At 46.6% G+C, this 635-nt stretch carries 1 protein-coding gene; it reads left to right on the forward strand.

Annotated features, from left to right (window positions below):
* On the forward strand, positions 1-635 hold a 635-nt coding region (locus R7190_RS28410), incomplete at both ends, for a MetQ/NlpA family ABC transporter substrate-binding protein (protein WP_318137998.1).

Here is a 635-nt window from a genome sequence, read left to right on the forward strand (position 1 = left end):
CTTGGGTTCTCGCTGCTGCGCTCAGCTTAAGTGCCTGCGGAGAAAAAGATAATTCAGTAATCAAAGTCGGAGCTACGGTTGGGCCACATGCACAAGTAGTTGAAGCAGTAGCGAAAGAAGCGGCAAAACAAGGGCTAAATGTTGAAGTCATCGAGTTCTCTGATTACGTGACACCTAACGCCGCGCTGAGTGACGGTAGCATCGATATTAACAGCTACCAACACCAACCTTTTTTGGATAATTTCAACAGCAGTCATAACTCTCAGCTCGTTTCAATTGGCCAATCTATCTTGATGCGCATGGGTATTTATTCCAATAAATACCGTTCGTTAGAAGAGTTACCAAACCGTGCCAGAATTGCCATTCCAAACGACCCAACTAATGGAGGCCGAGGGCTGTTACTACTCGCTGATGCGGGCTTGATTGAGCTTAAACCAGGTGTTGGCCATAAAGCCGCGTTAACCGATATTAAGAGCAATCAAAAAGAACTGGAGTTCGTTGAGGTAGATGCGGCGCAGCTGCCAAGAACGCTGGATGACGTTGATGCCGCAGCTATTACGATGAATTACGTGATGTCTTCAGGCTTAGACCCTAAGAAGCAAAGTATTTTCCTAGAGTCCAAAGACGCACCTCTC

Source organism: Vibrio sp. 1078-1 (genome assembly GCF_033340475.1).